Genomic DNA, 14,472 nt, shown 5'->3' on the forward strand with positions numbered 1-14,472 from the left:
TCTTGCAATGGCACGCCGCCTGGCAGGCGCTGATCCACCACCCGCTGTTCGGCGTCGGCATCACCCTGGCGGCCTTCCAGCTGGCCTTCGCCGCCTACGAGAAGACCCGCTGGGTATTCCTCCAGCCGGTGCTGCTGTCGGCGCTGATGGTGATCGGCATCCTGCTGCTGTGCGGGCTGTCCTACCCGGACTACTCCGCCAGCTCGCGGCTGCTCACGGTGCTGCTCGGCCCGGCCACCGTCGCCCTGGCGGTGCCGCTGTACCTGAACATGCGGCGCATCCGCGAGCTGTTCGTGCCGATCGTGGTGACCCTGCTGCTGGCCGGGTCGCTGGCCACCGCCCTGGGCATGGCGCTGGCCTGGGCGTTCGGCGCCGAGCGGATGATCCTGATGACCCTGGCGCCCAAGTCGGTGACCTCGCCGATCGCCATGCTGGTGGCCGAGCAGATCGGCGGGGTGGTCGCGCTGGCGGCGGTGTTCGTGATGATCACCGGGGTGCTCGGCGCCATCCTCGGCCCGGAACTGTTGCGCCGCTTTGGTGTTCAGCATCCTGCGGCCCGCGGCATGGCGCTCGGGCTGACCGCCCATGCGGTGGGCACCGCCCAGGCGCTGCAGGAAGGCGACGAGTGTGGTGCGTTCGCCGCGCTGGCGATGAGCCTGATGGGCGTGCTGACCGCCGTGCTGCTGCCGCTGGTGGTGTCCCTGCTGTTGTGACGGAGCCCGTATGAACCTGCCGCTGTTCCCGCTCGATACCGTGCTGTTCCCGGGGTGCATGCTCGATTTGCAGCTGTTCGAACCGCGTTACCTGGACATGGTCAGCGCCTGCCTGAAGGCCGGCCACGGCTTCGGTGTGGTCGGCATCCTCGAGGGCACGGAAGTCGGCCCGGCGCCGACGGCCCATGCGATGGTCGGCTGCGAGGCGCTGATCCGCGACTGGCAGCAGCGCCCCAACGGCCTGCTCGGCATCCGTGTCGAGGGCGCGCGGCGCTTCGCCGTGCAGGCCACCGAGGTGCGCCGCGACCAGCTGCTGGTCGCCGCGGTGGACTGGCGCGACGAGCCGCCGCCGCGGGCGCTGGACGAGGCCCACGAGGACCTGCTGGTGCTGCTGCAGGCGCTCGGCCAGCACCCGATGGTCAAGGCGCTGGGCATGCCCGGCGAGATCCGCGGCCAGGCCGAACTGGCCAACCAGCTGGCCTACCTGCTGCCGTTCGACGGCCAGCAGAAGATCGAACTGCTCGACCTCGACGAGCCCGGCGAGCGCCTGGCGCTGATCCAGCAGTGGCTCGAGCGCCTGCAGGGCGAGGGCGCGAACTAGCTCCGGCGCGCTGCCGTCGAGCGGCTAGCCCGGTTCCAGCGGCAGGTAGTGGTACAGCTGCAGCGCGGTCGGCAGGCCCCAGGCGGCGAAGGCGCCGAGCAGGCCGAGGCAGGCCGGCAGGACCAGCCACCAGACCCGCGCATCGAGCGCCGCCAGCGGGCGACGCCACTGCAGCAGGGTCAGGCTGCTGGCGCAGACCGTCGCCGCCAGCAGCGCGCCGGCGAGCACGTCGGTGCTCCAGTGCACGCCCAGGTAGACCCGCGACAGGGCGATCGCGGTCGCCGGCAGGCAGGCCAGCAGCAGCCAGGTCAGGCGCAGGCGAGGCGGCTGCTCGCGGCCGGCGAGCACGCCCAGGACCAGGAAGAAGGCGAACGCCGCCGAGCTGTGCCCGCTGGGAAAGCTGAAGCTGGCCAGCGGCTCGCTCAGCACCTCCGGGCGCACGCGGGCGAAGGCCACCTTCAGCGCGCCGTTGGCCAGGGCGGTGCCGAGCAGGGTGGCGATGGCGAAGGCGGCGGCGCGCCACTGGCGCAGCGCCAGCAGCAACCCGCCGAGCAGCACCGCGGCCCATAGCTGGGTGTGGAAGTCGCCGGCGCGGGTGATCAGCACCATGACGCGGTCCATCGGCGGGCTGCGCTCGCCCTGCACCACGGCCAGCAGGCCCTCGTCGAAGATCTTCAGGTAGGGCCAGCCGAAGAACAGTCCCATCAGCATCGCCAGGCTGGCGGCGGCGGCCAGCGCGGTGATCCAGCGAAACTGCCGCAGGCTGCCCTGCACGATCAGGCCGATCACCAGCAGCGTGCCGCCGGCGACGAGCGCCGCCTCGCCCCAGAAGCCCTCGGCCAGCGGCAGGCGCAGCGCGGCGCCGGCGGTCCAGCCGGGCATCAGGTAGGCCATCGACCAGCCCGCCGCGGCGACCAGGCTGACCAGCAGGAAACGGCCGAACGGCATGTCCAGCATGCCGGCGGTCATCGGCAGCATCGGTCGCAGCGGGCCGATGAAGCGGCCGACCAGCAGGCTGGCGACGCCGTAGCGGGCGAAATAGGCCTCGGCGCCGGCCAGCCATTCCGGGTGCCGGCGCAACCCGGGCAGGCCACGAATGCCGCGGTGGTAGCGCCGGCCCAGGGCGTAGGACAGCAGGTCGCCGAGCAGGCCGCCGATGAAGCCCAGCAGCAGCGTTTCGCCCAGGGTCAGCACGCCGTTGCCGGCGAGCACGGCGATGCCCAGCACCAGCACGGTTCCGGGGACCAGCAGGCCGACCACGGCCAGGCATTCCAGGCAGGCGACCACCACCAGCGCCAGCCCCAGCCATTGCGGGTTGGCGCCCAGCCAGGCGGTGAGCGGTTCGAGCCACTGGCTCATGAAAGGCTCCTGCAGTTGCGAGATAGCTTCGACAGCCCGCTGCGGTGCGCGGTTGCGTACCACGATGATAACGGCCGCGCGCCGGGCGGGGGCACGGCTTGCGCCGCCGGCGGCCCTTCGGTCGACGCCGCTGGGCGCCGGCGGCGCGCCTGGCTATAATCAGCCGCTTTCCCTTCAGTCAGGCCAGCCACACCATGACCGAGTCCGTGCTCGACTACATGATCCGCCTGGGCCGCGCCGCGCGCGAGGCCTCGCGGGTGCTCGCGCGCGCCAGCACCGCGCAGAAGAACCGTGCCCTGCAGGCCGCCGCCGCGGCGCTCGATGCGGCCCGTGCCGAGCTGGTCGCCGCCAACGAACTGGACCTGGCCAATGGGCGAGCCAGCGGCCTGGACGCGGCGATGCTCGATCGCCTGGCGCTGACGCCCAAGGTGATCGACGGCATGATCGAGGGCCTGCGCCAGGTCGCCGCGCTGCCCGATCCGATCGGCGCGATCCGCGACATGCGCTACATGCCGTCGGGCATCCAGGTCGGCAAGATGCGCGTGCCGCTGGGCGTGGTCGGGATCATCTACGAGTCGCGGCCCAACGTGACCATCGACGCCGCCAGCCTGTGCCTGAAGTCGGGCAACGCGACCATCCTGCGCGGCGGTTCCGAGGCGATCCATTCCAACCAGGCGATCGCCCGCTGCATCCAGCTCGGCCTCGCCGAGGCCGGCCTGCCGGCGGCCTGCGTGCAGGTGGTCGAGACCACCGACCGCGCCGCCGTCGGTGCGCTGATCGCCATGCCCGAGTTCGTCGACGTGATCGTCCCGCGCGGCGGCAAGGGCCTGATCGAGCGCATCAGCCGCGACGCCCGGGTGCCGGTGATCAAGCACCTGGACGGCATCTGCCACGTCTACATCGATGTGGCGGCCGATCCGGAGAAGGCCATCCGCATCGCCGACAACGCCAAGACCCAGCGCTTCGCGCCGTGCAACACCATGGAGACCTTGCTGGTGCACCAGGGCATCGCCGAACAGGTGCTGCCGGCGCTGGCCGCGATCTATCGCGACAAGGGCGTCGAGCTGCGCGGTTGCCAGCGGACCCGCGCCCTGCTGGGCGAGGGCGTGCTGGCGGCGAGCGAAGAAGATTGGTCCACCGAGTACAATGCGCCGATCCTGTCGATCCGCCTGGTCGACTCGCTGGACGAGGCCATCGCGCACATCAACCGCTACGGCTCGCAGCACACCGACGCCATCGTCACCGAGAACTTCACCGACGCGCGGCGCTTCCTCACCGAGGTGGACTCCAGTTCGGTGATGGTCAACGCCTCGACCCGTTTCGCCGACGGCTTCGAGTACGGCCTGGGCGCGGAGATCGGCATCTCCACCGACAAGCTGCACGCCCGCGGGCCGGTCGGCCTGGAAGGCCTGACCAGCGAGAAGTACGTGGTCTTCGGCGACGGGCACATTCGAACCTGATGGTCGCAGGCAGCGGCGCCCGGCGCATCGGCATACTGGGCGGCACCTTCGATCCGGTGCACATCGGGCACCTGCGGGGTGCGCTGGAAGTGGCCGAGATGTTCGATCTCGACGAGCTGCGGTTGATCCCCAATGCGCGCCCGCCGCACCGGGAAACGCCCAGCTGCTCGGCCGAGGACCGCCTGGCGATGGTGCGCCTGGCGGTCGCCGACCTGCCGCCGCTGGCGGTCGATGCGCGGGAACTGGAGCGCGAGCGCCCGTCCTACACCATCGATACGCTGATCTCGCTGCGCCACGAGCTGGGCGCCGATGACCAGTTGCTGCTGATCGTCGGCTGGGATGCCTTCTGCGGGCTGCCCACCTGGCATCGCTGGGAGGAGCTGCTCGAGCATTGCCATATCCTGGTGCTGCAGCGGCCGGACGCCGGCAGCGAGGCGCCGCAAGTGCTGCGCGACCTGGTGGCGGCGCGCAGCGTGCCGGACCCGCAGGCCCTGGCCGGCGCGGCCGGGCAGATCGCCTTCGTCTGGCAGACACCGCTGGAGGTGTCTGCCACGCAGATTCGCCAATTGCTGGCCAGCGGCAAGTCGGTACGCTTTCTCGTACCCGATGCCGTCCTGGCTTATATCAACGCGCACGGGCTGTACCGGGCGTCGAACTGAGGTTGTTTTTCCCTATGCAGAATGAAGCACTGGTCCAGCTGGCGGTCGCCGCGCTGGAAGATCTGAAAGGCCAGGACATCGTGATCATCGATGTACGCGGCAAGACCAGCGTCACCGACTACATGGTGATCGCCAGCGGTACCTCCAGCCGCCAGGTCAAGGCGCTGGCCGAGAACGTGCTGGAGAAGGTCAAGGAACAGGGCGTGCGCCCGCTGGGCAGCGAAGGCCTGGACGGCGGCGAATGGGCGCTGCTGGACCTGGGCGACGTGGTGGTCCACGTGATGCAGGTGCCGACCCGCCAGTTCTACGACCTCGAACGCCTCTGGCAGGGCGCCGAGCAGAGCCGCGCCCAGCACGGCCCGGCCGCGGAGTAAGGCGTGCGCATCAGGCTCGTGGCGGTCGGCTCGAAGATGCCGCGCTGGGTGGAGGAGGGCTGGCAGGAATACGCCCGGCGCCTGCCCGCCGAGCTGCCGCTGGAGCTGGTGGAGATCCCGCTCAACACCCGCGGCAAGAACGCCGACGTGGCGCGCCTGATTCGCCAGGAAGGCGAGGCGATGCTGGCCCGCGTGCAACCGGGCGAGCGCATCGTCACCCTCGAGGTGCACGGCAAGCCCTGGAGCACCGAGCAGCTGGCCGCCGAGCTGGAGCGCTGGCGGCTGGATGCGCGCAACGTCAACCTGATGGTCGGCGGCCCCGAGGGGCTGGCGCCCGAGGTCTGCGCGCGCAGCGAGCAACGCTGGTCGCTGTCGCCGCTGACCCTGCCGCACCCGCTGGTCAGGATCCTCGTGGGCGAGCAGATCTACCGGGCCTGGACGCTGCTGTCCGGCCATCCCTATCACAAGTAGTCCGCCGATACGCCTGACATGCCCCAGCCGATTCAGCTCAAGGATCACGAAAAAGACGCACTGCTGGTCCGCCGGCGGGTGCTGGTCGGCGCGATCGTGGTGCTGCTGCTGTCCGGCGTGCTGGTGGCGCGGATGTATTTCCTCCAGGTCATCCAGTACGAGCATCATTCCACGCTCTCGGAAAACAACCGGGTACACGTGCAGCCGATCCCGCCGAGCCGCGGGCTGATCTACGACCGCAACGGCCGGGTGATTGCCGACAACCGGCCAAGCTTCAGCCTGACCGTGACCCGCGAGCGCGCCGGCGAGTGGCGCGAGGTGCTCGACCGGGTGGTCGGGGTGCTCGAACTCAGCGCCGAGGAGCGCGAGCTGTTCGAGAAGCGCGTGCTGCAGGGCCGCCGGCCGTTCGAGCCGGTGCCGATCATGTACGAGCTGACCGAGGAGCAGATCGCGCGGATCGCGGTGAACCAGTTCCGTCTGCCGGGCATCGAGGTCGCCGCGCAGCTGGTCCGCCACTATCCGCAGGGCGCGCACTTCGCGCACTCGGTGGGCTACGTCGGGCGCATCAACGAGAAGGAGCTGCAGAGTCTCGACCCGGTGAACTACTCCGGCACCCACCACATCGGCAAGACCGGCATCGAGAAGTTCTACGAGGACGTGCTGCATGGCCAGGTCGGCTACGAGGAAGTCGAGACCAACGCCCGCGGCCGGGTACTGCGCGTGCTCAAGCGCACCGACCCGATCCCCGGCAAGGACATCACCCTGACCCTCGACCTGCGCCTGCAGGAGGCTGCCGAGGCGGCGCTGGCCGGGCGCCGCGGTGCGATCGTCGCGCTGCTGCCGAAGACCGGCGAGGTGGTGGCGATGGTCAGCCAGCCGAGCTTCGACCCGAACCTGTTCGTCACCGGGATCAGCTTCAAGGACTACGGCGAGCTGCGCGATTCCATCGACCGGCCGCTGTACAACCGCGTGCTGCGCGGGCTCTACCCGCCGGGTTCGACGATCAAGCCGATGATGGCCATCGCCGGGCTGGATGCCGGCGTCATCACCCCGACCAGCCGCGTGTTCGACCCGGGCTACTACCAGCTGCCCAACGTCAAGCACAAGTACCGCAACTGGAACCGCGGCGGCGACGGCTCGGTGGACCTGGAGCTGGCGATCATGCGTTCCAACGACACCTACTTCTACGACATGGCACACAAGCTCGGCGTCGATCGCATGCATGACTACATGTCGCGCTTCGGCCTCGGCCAGCGCGTGGCGCTGGACATGTACGAGGAAACCGCCGGGCTGATGCCCTCGCGCGACTGGAAACGCGCGCGCTATCGCCAGCCCTGGTACCCGGGCGAGACGGTGATCCTCGGCATCGGCCAGGGCTACATGCAGGCCACGCCGCTGCAGCTGGCCCAGGCCACGGCGCTGATGGCCACCCGTGGCAAGTGGATCCGCCCGCACCTGGCCAAGCGCATCGGCAGCGAGCTGCCGGTCGATCCGGAGCCGATGCCGGACATCGAGCTGCGCGACCCGAAGTTCTGGGACTATTCCATCCGCGGCATGGAGCAGGTGCTGCACGGCGCGCGCGGCACGGCAAAGAAGGTCGGTGATACCGCCGCCTACCGCATCGCCGGCAAGAGCGGCACGGCGCAGGTGGTGGCTATCAAGCAGGGCGAGAAGTACGACAGCGCCCGCCTGGCCGAGCGGCACCGCGATCACGCGCTGTTCGTCGCCTTCGCCCCGGTGCACGCCCCGGAAATCGCCGTGGCGGTGATGGTCGAGAATGGCGAGTCCGGCTCCGGCGTGGCCGCGCCGGTGGCCAAGGCGGTGCTCGATGCCTGGCTGCTCGACGAGAACGGCCAGCTCAAGGCCGAGCATGCCCCGGCGGCGAAGGCGGACGGCGAACGATCATGAACGGCAACTTCGACCGCAACCTATCCCACGAAGACGTGCTGCGCCGGCGCGCCAGCCTGTTGCAGCGCCTGCATGTCGACGGCCTGCTGCTGTTGCTGCTGCTGACCCTGGCCGCCGCCAGCCTGTTCATCCTCTACTCGGCCAGCGGCAAGAACCTCGACCTGCTGGTCAAGCAGGCCAGCTCGTTCGGCCTTGGCCTCGGCGCCATGCTGGTGATCGCCCAGTTCGAGCCGCGCTTCATGGCGCGCTGGGTGCCGCTGGGCTACCTGGTGGTGGTCGGCCTGCTGCTGGCGGTGGAGTTCATGGGCCACACGGCGATGGGCGCGACGCGCTGGATCAACATCCCCGGGCTGATCCGCTTCCAGCCGTCCGAGTTCATGAAGATCATCATGCCGATGACCATCGCCTGGTACCTGTCGTCGCGGCCATTGCCGCCGCGCTTCAAGCACACGGTGATCAGCCTGGCGCTGATCGTGGTGCCCTTCGTGCTGATCCTCAAGCAGCCGGACCTCGGCACCTCGCTGCTGATCCTCGCCTCCGGGGCCTTCGTGCTGTTCATCGCCGGGTTGCCCTGGCGCTGGATCCTCGGCGCGGTGACCGCGGTGGTGCCGATCGCGGTGGGCATGTGGTACTTCGTCATGCACGACTACCAGAAGCAGCGCGTGCTGACCTTCCTCGACCCGGAGAGCGATCCGCTGGGCACCGGCTGGAACATCATCCAGTCGAAGGCGGCGATCGGCTCGGGCGGAGTGTTCGGCAAGGGTTGGCTGCTGGGGACCCAGTCGCACCTGGATTTTTTGCCGGAAAGCCACACCGACTTTATCATTGCGGTGCTGGCCGAGGAGTTCGGGCTGGTCGGCGTCTGCCTGCTGCTGCTGCTCTACCTGCTGCTCATCGCGCGCGGGCTGACGATCACCGTGCAGGCGCAGACGCTGTTTGGCAAACTGCTCGCCGGCGCGCTGACGATGACGTTCTTCGTCTATGTCTTCGTCAACATCGGCATGGTCAGCGGCCTGTTGCCGGTGGTGGGGGTGCCGCTGCCCTTTATCAGTTACGGTGGAACTTCGCTGGTGACCCTGCTGTCAGGGTTCGGGGTTTTGATGTCGATCCACACCCATCGCAAGTGGATCGCGCAGGTTTGACGAGAGTGAATTCCTTGATTCCTACAACGCGTGTCCGGATGACGCGAGCGCTCCGCATGCTGGGGCTGGTCGGCGTCCTCGCCGGCGCGCAGGGCGCCGTCGCCGCTGACTACCAGAGTCCCGCCGTGGACCAGTTCATCGCCGAAATGACCCAGGAATACGGCTTCGCCGCCGAGCAGCTGCACGAGCTGTTTGGCCAGGCACAACGCAAGCAGGCGATTCTCGACGCCATTTCGCGGCCGGCCGAGCGGGTCAAGCCGTGGAAGGAATACCGGCCGATCTTCATCACCGAGTCGCGCATCGCCCAGGGCGTGGACTTCTGGCGGCAGAACGAGCAGGCGCTCGCCCGCGCCGAGGCCGAGTACGGCGTGCCGGCCGAGGTGATCGTCGCGATCATCGGCGTGGAGACCTTCTACGGCCGCAACACCGGCAACTACCGGGTGATCGACGCGCTGTCGACGCTGGGCTTCGATTACCCGCCGCGCCAGCCGTTTTTCCGCCAGCAGCTCAAGGAGTTCCTCCTGCTGGCGCGCGAGGAGCAGGTCGATCCGCTGACGCTCAAGGGTTCCTACGCCGGTGCCATGGGCCTGCCGCAGTTCATGCCCAGCAGCTTCCGCGCCTATGCGGTGGACTTCGATGCCGATGGCCACATCGACATCTGGAACAACCCGGTCGACGCCATCGGCAGCGCCGCCAGCTACTTCAAGCAGCACGGCTGGGCCGCTGGCGAGCCGGTGGTCGCGCGCGCCGAGGTCGAAGGCGACTACCAGCGCGGGCTGACGGTCGGCCTGGAGCCGACCCACGACGCCGCGGCACTGCGCCAGCTTGGCTGGCGCACCGAACAACCGCTGGCCGACGACACTGCCGTTACCGCCTTCCGCCTGGAAGGCGCCGAAGGCGACGAGTACTGGGTCGGCCTGCCGAACTTCTACGTGATCACGCGCTACAACCGCAGCGTGATGTACGCCATGGCCGTCCACCAGCTGTCCGAGAAGCTCGCCGAAGCCAAGGGGGCCGCGCTATGAACCTGCGCCTCGGCCTGGCCCTGGCGGCGCTTGCCGGGGTTGTCCTGGCCGGCTGTTCCTCGGCGCCCGCCCCGACGGGCGCGGCCAGCGAGCCGGCGGGCACCAGCGGCCCGGCCAGCTACGCGCGGCCGAACAAGGACGGCGCGCCCTGGTGGGACGTGGATGTATCGAAGATCCCCGACGCCACGCCGATGCCGCACTACGGCGCGGTCAAGGCCAACCCCTATATGGTGCTGGGCAAGACCTACTACCCGATGAACGACGGCCGGCGCTATGCCGAGACCGGCACGGCGTCCTGGTACGGCACCAAGTTCCACGGCCAGGCGACCGCCAACGGCGAGACTTACGACCTCTACGGCATGAGCGCTGCGCACAAGACCTTGCCGCTGCCCAGCTACGTCAAGGTGACCAACCTGGACAACGGCCGCAGCGTCACCCTGCGGGTCAACGACCGCGGGCCGTTCTATTCCGATCGCATCATCGACCTGTCCTTTGCCGCGGCGAAGAAACTCGGCTATGCCGAAAGCGGCACGGCGCGGGTCAAGGTCGAGGGCATCGATCCGCAGCAGTGGTGGGCGCAGCGCGGCAAGCCGGTGCCGATGGTGCTGGCCCAGCCGGCCGCCGGCAAGGCGGCGCCGAAGGCCCTGGCGCAGCCGGTCGAGCAGTACACGCCGCCGCCCGCGCAGCATGCGGCGGCCGTGCTGCCGGTGCAGGTCGCCCGCGCCGAGGACACAGCGCCCGCGGCCGACGGTCTCTACCTGCAGGTCGGTGCCTTCGCCAACCCGGATGCAGCCGAGCTGCTCAAGGACAAGCTGGTCGGCGTGGTTTCCGCGCCGGTGTTCGTCAGCTCCGTCGTGCACAACCAGCAGATCCTGCATCGTGTGAGGCTCGGGCCGATCAGGACGCAGGGCGAGGCCACGCAGCTGGAAGAGAGCGTGCGACTCGCCAATCTCGGTCAGCCCCGGCGAGTCAAGGCCGACTGAGCCCCGCGCCATCTTCGTGGCACCCGATACACCAACCCATCGAGAAACGGATGAACATCACCATTTACCTGAAACGCTTCGTGGTTCTGGCCCTGCTGACGATCGCGCCGGCGGTCTGGGCGGCACCGATCATCCCCTCGCCGCCGCAACTGGCGGCCAAGTCCTACCTGCTGATGGACGCGGCCAGCGGCAACGTGCTGGTCGAGAACAACGGTGACGAGCGCCTGCCGCCGGCGAGCCTGACCAAGCTGATGACCGCCTATATCGCCACCCTGGAGATCAAGAAGGGCCAGATCAGCGACAGCGACATGGTCACCGTCAGCGAGAAGGCCTGGCGTACCGGCGGTTCGCGCATGTTCATCCAGGTCAACACCCAGGTTTCGGTGGGCGACCTGCTGCACGGCGTGATCATCCAGTCCGGCAACGACGCCAGCGTCGCGCTGGCCGAGCACATCGCCGGCAGCGAGGAAGCCTTCGCCGACCTGATGAACGCCACCGCCCAGCGCCTGGGCATGGGCAACACGCACTTCATGAACGCCACCGGCCTGCCGCATCCGGAGCACTATTCCTCGGCTGGCGACATGGCCAAGCTGGCGCGGGCGATCATCCACGAGGACCCGGCGCACTATGCGATCTACGCGCAGAAGGAGTTCTTCTGGAACAACATCAAGCAGCCCAACCGCAACCTGCTGCTGTGGCGCGACAAGACGGTCGACGGCCTGAAGACCGGGCACACCGAGGAGGCCGGCTATTGCCTGGTGGCCTCGGCGGTGCGCGATGGCCAGCGCCTGATCGCGGTGGTCTTCGGCACCAACAGCGAGCAGGCCCGCGCCGCCGAGACGCAGAAGCTGCTGACCTACGGCTTCCGCTTCTTCGAGACCCGCACCTTCTACCAGAAGGGTGTCGAGCTGGCCCAGCAGAAGGTCTGGAAAGGCCAGCAGGACAAGGTCAAGGCCGGCCTGGCCGAGGACCTGACCCTGACCCTGCAACGTGGCCAGCTGGACAAGCTGCAGGCCTCGATGAGCTTCGCCGACACCTTGGTCGCGCCCATCGAGCAGGGCCAGGTGATCGGCAAGGTGGAGGTCAAGCTGGACGACCAGGTGCTGCACAGCAGCGACCTGATCGCGCTAGAAGCGGTCGAGGAGGGTGGGCTGTTCCGCCGCCTGTGGGATAGTATTCGCCTGTTCTTCTTCAGCCTGTTCAACTGACGCTCTCGCGCACCGCTGCCCATCAGGCAGCCGGTGCGCCTGGCGGATCACGAGTCCGTCCCCATGACCGATACACCCAACGACGCCCAGGCGCCGAAAATCGAATTTCCCTGCGAGCGCTACCCGATCAAGGTGATCGGCGACGCCGGCGAGGGTTTCCGCGAGCTGATCATCGAGGTGATCCAGCGCCACGCCCCGGACCTGGACGAGTCCAGCGTGGTGCTGCGCGACAGCCGCAACGGCCGCTTCCTCTCGGTACAGGTGCTGATCACCGCCACCGGGGTGGAGCAGCTGCAGGCCATCCACGTTGACCTGCGAGCCACCGGCCGCGTGCACATGGTCCTGTGATGGAGCAGGGCGCGCTGGCGGTCCGCGAGCTCGGCCTGGTCGACTACCAGACCGCCTGGCGCGCGATGCAACGCTTCACCAACGAACGCGGGCCAGAGTCCGCTGACGAGCTCTGGCTGCTGCAGCACCCGCCGGTGTTCACCCAGGGCCAGGCCGGCAAGGCCGAGCACCTGCTGTTTCCTGGCGAAATCCCGGTGGTGCAGGTCGATCGGGGCGGGCAGGTGACCTACCATGGCCCCGGCCAGCTGGTCTGCTACCTGTTGCTGGACGTGCGACGCCTGGGTATCGGCGTGCGCCAACTGGTCTCGCTGATCGAGCAGAGCATCGTCGAGGTGCTTGCCGACTACGGGGTCGCGGCCGCGGCCAAGCCGGACGCCCCGGGCGTCTACGTCGACGGCGCGAAGATCGCTTCACTGGGCCTGCGCATCCGCAACGGCCGTTCCTTCCACGGCCTGGCGCTGAACGTGGACATGGATCTGGAACCCTTCCGGCGCATCAATCCCTGCGGCTATGCAGGCCTGCCGATGACCCAGCTGCGCGATCTCGCCGGCCGGCCTGTCGTTCTCGGCGAGGTCGCGCACAGGCTGCGCGAGCGTTTGGCCAGCCATCTGGGCTATACGCAACAGAAGACCCTTGCGGGCGGAATCGAAAGCTTATGAGTACTGTTGAAACGACGGACAAGCGACCGGCGAAAGTCGAGGCGGGGGTCAAGCTGCGCGGTGCCGAGAAGGTCGCGCGGATTCCGGTGAAGATCATTCCCACCGACGAACTGCCGAAGAAGCCGGACTGGATCCGCGTGCGCATCCCGGTGTCGCCGGAGGTCGAGAACATCAAGCAGACCCTGCGCAAGCACAAGCTGCACAGCGTCTGCGAGGAAGCCTCCTGCCCGAACCTGGGCGAGTGCTTCTCCAGCGGCACCGCGACCTTCATGATCATGGGTGACATCTGCACGCGTCGCTGCCCGTTCTGCGACGTCGGCCATGGCCGGCCGAACGCGCTGGATCCGGACGAGCCGAAGAACCTGGCCCAGGCCATCGCCGACATGCGCCTGAAGTACGTGGTGATCACCTCGGTGGACCGTGACGACCTGCGCGACGGCGGTGCCCAGCACTTCGCCGACTGCCTGCGCGAGATCCGCAAGCTGTCGCCGTCGATCCAGCTGGAGACCCTGGTGCCGGACTATCGCGGCCGCATGGAGATCGCCCTGGATATCACCGCCAGCGAGCCGCCGGATGTGTTCAACCACAACCTGGAGACCGTGCCGCGGCTGTACAAGTCGTCGCGCCCGGGGTCGGACTTCGAGTGGTCGCTGGACCTGCTGCAGAAGTTCAAGGAGCGCGTGCCCGGTGTGCCGACCAAGTCGGGCCTGATGCTCGGCCTCGGCGAGACCGACGAGGAGGTCATCGAGGTCATGCAGCGCATGCGCGAGCACGATATCGACATGCTGACCCTCGGCCAGTACCTGCAACCGTCGCGCAGCCACCTGCCGGTGCAGCGCTTCGTCCATCCGGATACCTTCGCCTGGTTCGCCGAGGAGGGCATGAAGATGGGCTTCAAGAACATCGCCTCCGGCCCGCTGGTGCGCTCCTCCTACCACGCGGACCAGCAGGCCCACGCCGCCAAGGTCGACTGACCCGCGACGAGCCCGGCAGCCTGCCGGGCTCGTCCTTCCTGCCCGTAGCTCCCGGTACCGGGTCGCGCTTGCTGCGCAATGCACATGTCAATGACGCCAGATAGTTAGCTTGGCAAGTATTTTGCGTCATTTCGCCGCATTAGACTTTGGTCTATAGTTGCGCCCGTCTACATCAGGCCGGGGGCCACTGCTCATGAACCAACCCGAGTTGCAGAATCTGCTCGATGATCTGGATACCGCCAAGGTCGAATGCGACGCGATGAGTCGCCTGGTGGTGACGCGCCTGGCGCGGCAGCACATCCCCTATCGCGCAATGCTTGGGCAGGTCGAGCTGGACGGCAAGGTGGTCAAGCCGCATTTCTGGGTCGAGGCCGATGGCTGCGTCATCGACTACCGCGCGCGCCAGCGCCTGGGTGGCGACGAGCGCGCGCCCCATGGGGTCGTGCCGCGCGAGGCGGTGCGCGCCCATTACCAGGGGCAGCCGATCGTGATCGATCCGCTGCCGGACTACCTGTACGAGGTTGCAGTCAAGCACTGACCACAGGTCACTTACGAAAAAGCCCCGGGCGATGCCGGGGCTTTTTCGTT

Annotated in this window: 16 protein-coding genes; 15 read left to right on the forward strand and 1 reads right to left on the reverse strand. The window is 68.4% G+C overall.

From position 1 onward, the window contains the following. Positions 1 to 2: 2 nt before the first annotated feature. Positions 3 to 713: an LrgB family protein gene (locus tag L3N39_RS03510; protein WP_237255957.1), complete on the forward strand. Its 711-nt coding sequence runs from the start codon at positions 3 to 5 to the stop codon at positions 711 to 713. A gap of 10 nt (positions 714 to 723) precedes the next feature. After that, positions 724 to 1,314 carry an LON peptidase substrate-binding domain-containing protein gene (locus L3N39_RS03515; RefSeq protein WP_237255807.1) on the forward strand — a complete coding sequence of 197 codons (591 nt, stop codon included), beginning with the start codon at positions 724 to 726 and terminating at the stop codon, positions 1,312 to 1,314. A 24-nt stretch (positions 1,315 to 1,338) separates the two neighbouring features. On the opposite strand, the gene L3N39_RS03520 is transcribed toward L3N39_RS03515, so the two are convergent. Further along, entirely contained in the window at positions 1,339 to 2,673 is a 1,335-nt protein-coding gene (locus L3N39_RS03520; protein ID WP_237255808.1) for a bifunctional DedA family/phosphatase PAP2 family protein, read from the reverse strand. Positions 2,674 to 2,867: 194 nt separating this feature from the next. Here L3N39_RS03520 and L3N39_RS03525 point away from each other — a divergent pair, with 194 nt between their 5' ends. From L3N39_RS03525 to L3N39_RS03585, 13 genes are all read left to right on the forward strand, one after another. Further along, positions 2,868 to 4,133 carry a glutamate-5-semialdehyde dehydrogenase gene (locus L3N39_RS03525; protein WP_237255809.1) on the forward strand — a complete coding sequence of 422 codons (1,266 nt, stop codon included), beginning with the start codon at positions 2,868 to 2,870 and terminating at the stop codon, positions 4,131 to 4,133. Continuing rightward, entirely contained in the window at positions 4,133 to 4,792 is a 660-nt protein-coding gene (gene nadD, locus L3N39_RS03530; RefSeq protein WP_237255810.1) for a nicotinate-nucleotide adenylyltransferase, read from the forward strand. Before L3N39_RS03525 ends, nadD begins: the two co-directional genes overlap by 1 nt. A 14-nt stretch (positions 4,793 to 4,806) precedes the next feature. Continuing rightward, positions 4,807 to 5,166, forward strand: a complete 360-nt coding sequence (gene rsfS / locus L3N39_RS03535) for a ribosome silencing factor (protein ID WP_237255811.1) — start codon at positions 4,807 to 4,809, stop codon at positions 5,164 to 5,166. Positions 5,167 to 5,169: 3 nt separating this feature from the next. After that, positions 5,170 to 5,637 carry a 23S rRNA (pseudouridine(1915)-N(3))-methyltransferase RlmH gene (gene rlmH / locus L3N39_RS03540; RefSeq protein WP_237255812.1) on the forward strand — a complete coding sequence of 156 codons (468 nt, stop codon included), beginning with the start codon at positions 5,170 to 5,172 and terminating at the stop codon, positions 5,635 to 5,637. Between the two features lie 18 nt (positions 5,638 to 5,655). Then, positions 5,656 to 7,545 carry a penicillin-binding protein 2 gene (mrdA, locus tag L3N39_RS03545; RefSeq protein ID WP_237255813.1) on the forward strand — a complete coding sequence of 630 codons (1,890 nt, stop codon included), beginning with the start codon at positions 5,656 to 5,658 and terminating at the stop codon, positions 7,543 to 7,545. Between the two features lie 38 nt (positions 7,546 to 7,583). After that, entirely contained in the window at positions 7,584 to 8,687 is a 1,104-nt protein-coding gene (rodA, locus tag L3N39_RS03550) for a rod shape-determining protein RodA (RefSeq protein ID WP_237255958.1), read from the forward strand. 56 nt (positions 8,688 to 8,743) lie between these two features. Then, positions 8,744 to 9,712, forward strand: coding sequence for a lytic murein transglycosylase B (gene mltB / locus L3N39_RS03555; protein ID WP_237255959.1), 969 nt, complete (start codon positions 8,744 to 8,746; stop codon positions 9,710 to 9,712). Then, positions 9,709 to 10,695 carry a septal ring lytic transglycosylase RlpA family protein gene (locus L3N39_RS03560; protein WP_237255814.1) on the forward strand — a complete coding sequence of 329 codons (987 nt, stop codon included), beginning with the start codon at positions 9,709 to 9,711 and terminating at the stop codon, positions 10,693 to 10,695. The genes mltB and L3N39_RS03560 overlap by 4 nt, the downstream gene beginning before the upstream one ends. 50 nt (positions 10,696 to 10,745) lie before the next feature. Further along, entirely contained in the window at positions 10,746 to 11,903 is a 1,158-nt protein-coding gene (locus tag L3N39_RS03565; protein ID WP_237255815.1) for a D-alanyl-D-alanine carboxypeptidase family protein, read from the forward strand. 63 nt (positions 11,904 to 11,966) lie between these two features. Continuing rightward, positions 11,967 to 12,251, forward strand: a complete 285-nt coding sequence (locus L3N39_RS03570; protein WP_237255816.1) for a DUF493 domain-containing protein — start codon at positions 11,967 to 11,969, stop codon at positions 12,249 to 12,251. Continuing rightward, the gene (lipB, locus tag L3N39_RS03575; protein ID WP_237255817.1) at positions 12,251 to 12,910 is read left to right on the forward strand and encodes a lipoyl(octanoyl) transferase LipB; all 660 of its coding nucleotides are present in this window, start codon (positions 12,251 to 12,253) and stop codon (positions 12,908 to 12,910) included. The genes L3N39_RS03570 and lipB overlap by 1 nt, the downstream gene beginning before the upstream one ends. Continuing rightward, positions 12,907 to 13,884, forward strand: coding sequence for a lipoyl synthase (gene lipA, locus L3N39_RS03580; protein WP_237255818.1), 978 nt, complete (start codon positions 12,907 to 12,909; stop codon positions 13,882 to 13,884). Before lipB ends, lipA begins: the two co-directional genes overlap by 4 nt. A gap of 193 nt (positions 13,885 to 14,077) precedes the next feature. Further along, positions 14,078 to 14,422: a hypothetical protein gene (locus tag L3N39_RS03585; RefSeq protein WP_237255819.1), complete on the forward strand. Its 345-nt coding sequence runs from the start codon at positions 14,078 to 14,080 to the stop codon at positions 14,420 to 14,422. The last annotated feature ends 50 nt before the right edge of the window (positions 14,423 to 14,472 follow it).

The organism is Pseudomonas oligotrophica, assembly GCF_021726475.1.
Taxonomy (GTDB): domain Bacteria; phylum Pseudomonadota; class Gammaproteobacteria; order Pseudomonadales; family Pseudomonadaceae; genus Stutzerimonas; species Stutzerimonas oligotrophica.

Coding starts and splice junctions, on each gene's coding strand:
- L3N39_RS03570 (WP_237255816.1), top strand. CDS start 11,967: ATGACCGATACACCCAACGACGCCCAGGCGCCGAAAATCGAATTTCCC.
- rsfS (WP_237255811.1), top strand. CDS start 4,807: ATGCAGAATGAAGCACTGGTCCAGCTGGCGGTCGCCGCGCTGGAAGAT.
- L3N39_RS03565 (WP_237255815.1), top strand. CDS start 10,746: ATGAACATCACCATTTACCTGAAACGCTTCGTGGTTCTGGCCCTGCTG.
- lipA (WP_237255818.1), top strand. CDS start 12,907: ATGAGTACTGTTGAAACGACGGACAAGCGACCGGCGAAAGTCGAGGCG.
- nadD (WP_237255810.1), top strand. CDS start 4,133: ATGGTCGCAGGCAGCGGCGCCCGGCGCATCGGCATACTGGGCGGCACC.
- L3N39_RS03525 (WP_237255809.1), top strand. CDS start 2,868: ATGACCGAGTCCGTGCTCGACTACATGATCCGCCTGGGCCGCGCCGCG.
- L3N39_RS03585 (WP_237255819.1), top strand. CDS start 14,078: ATGAACCAACCCGAGTTGCAGAATCTGCTCGATGATCTGGATACCGCC.
- L3N39_RS03515 (WP_237255807.1), top strand. CDS start 724: ATGAACCTGCCGCTGTTCCCGCTCGATACCGTGCTGTTCCCGGGGTGC.
- L3N39_RS03560 (WP_237255814.1), top strand. CDS start 9,709: ATGAACCTGCGCCTCGGCCTGGCCCTGGCGGCGCTTGCCGGGGTTGTC.
- mrdA (WP_237255813.1), top strand. CDS start 5,656: ATGCCCCAGCCGATTCAGCTCAAGGATCACGAAAAAGACGCACTGCTG.
- lipB (WP_237255817.1), top strand. CDS start 12,251: ATGGAGCAGGGCGCGCTGGCGGTCCGCGAGCTCGGCCTGGTCGACTAC.
- mltB (WP_237255959.1), top strand. CDS start 8,744: ATGCTGGGGCTGGTCGGCGTCCTCGCCGGCGCGCAGGGCGCCGTCGCC.
- L3N39_RS03520 (WP_237255808.1), bottom strand. CDS start 2,673: ATGAGCCAGTGGCTCGAACCGCTCACCGCCTGGCTGGGCGCCAACCCG.